The organism is Endozoicomonas sp. ALC013 (genome assembly GCF_049310205.1).
GTDB lineage: Bacteria > Pseudomonadota > Gammaproteobacteria > Pseudomonadales > Endozoicomonadaceae > Endozoicomonas.
In genome coordinates this window covers 1-1,164 of the sequence record NZ_JBLYNS010000401.1, presented here as the reverse complement: position 1 = coordinate 1,164, position 1,164 = coordinate 1, and the positions used below count along the sequence as shown (strand labels likewise).

The window sequence follows — 1,164 nt, the reverse complement described above, 5'->3', positions numbered from 1 at the left end:
CGTTATGGTATTCTGCGCCAGGTTTTACCTGGACTCAGGTAATAATGATAAACACTCCCTTGAAAAGCACATAGGCGAACTATTTTCTCGCCTGGAAAATACATCCCCAGGTAGTATAGAGGATCAATCCATCATTTCCATGGCTGCATGTTGGCTTGGGAGAGCGTGTCCGGTCATCCCTTATTACACGACAAACACTTCACAATCTCAATCCACCTTCCGCGATCACCTCCAATCGAGCTTTCCGTCTTTGAAGATTGAAGAAGAAAAGAGTCTGAACTCATTACCTCCGGTCGATCTGCTACTGTCAGAGTACAACATGGTGATCGACATTCAGGGACCTTCCCATTACGTGAGTGGTGATTTCAAAACCAGGAATGGCCCGACTTTGTTGAAAATCGCCCTGCTGCAAAAATTAGGGTTTGAGGTTATTGAAATCCCGGTGAGAAAGCTGGATGACCAGGATTCAATGCAAAGCGTGATTGAGCAAATAAAGACAAAGTTAGCCGTCCCGCCAAAGGCTTATGGCTCTTTGTTACAGAACAGCGACGAGGGGGCAGAAGATGAAGCATACGTTACTGCCGATGAAGGAGGGGAATTTTCCGATGACTGTTATTTTACCGCCGAAGAATATGTAGAAGAGCCAACAGAAAAAACAAAAAAGAGGAACAGGAGGAGAAAAAAGTCAGTGAAAACGGCTGACTGATGATGCCATCGAGTAGTCTACTTTTTATATTTCCCATGAATTCATGAAATATAATTATGGACAGAAGCAGTGCTGGTGTCAGTTGGCAATACACAACGTCAGGTAATGATTATAAAAAACCGGATGATCGTACCGATTCTTCAAAAAGTGGGCGATACTGGCATGGCACAGTCAGACAGTTGGACGCGCCGCTCGCCTATGTCCGGGAGAGTAATGAATTTTATGCTGCTTCTGACGCCTGCTCTACTGACCATCCACCAAGACATTCAATAAAACCTGTTCATGGTTTCAAAGCTCTCATCACACCAGAAAAAATAGATTACATGATGAAGATATCTACTCATTATGGTGATCACTATGATGGTAATAAACACTGTCAATTTGCCCTTTCAATCAAACACTACACTTTATCGTCAAAACGACCCTTGCATCATAGTGAACAACGCCAACTGATACCG

At 43.6% G+C, this 1,164-nt stretch carries 2 protein-coding genes; both read left to right on the top strand.

Annotation, left to right across the window (positions count from 1 at the left end; genetic code table 11):
- Nucleotides 1-706: RAP domain-containing protein (locus tag ACO6V1_RS24125; protein ID WP_422469164.1), on the top strand; the 706-nt coding region annotated here is incomplete at its 5' end.
- Between the two features lie 56 nt (nt 707-762).
- Nucleotides 763-1,164, top strand: a 402-nt coding sequence (locus ACO6V1_RS24120; RefSeq protein WP_422469162.1) for a hypothetical protein, incomplete at its 3' end; no start/stop codon positions are given.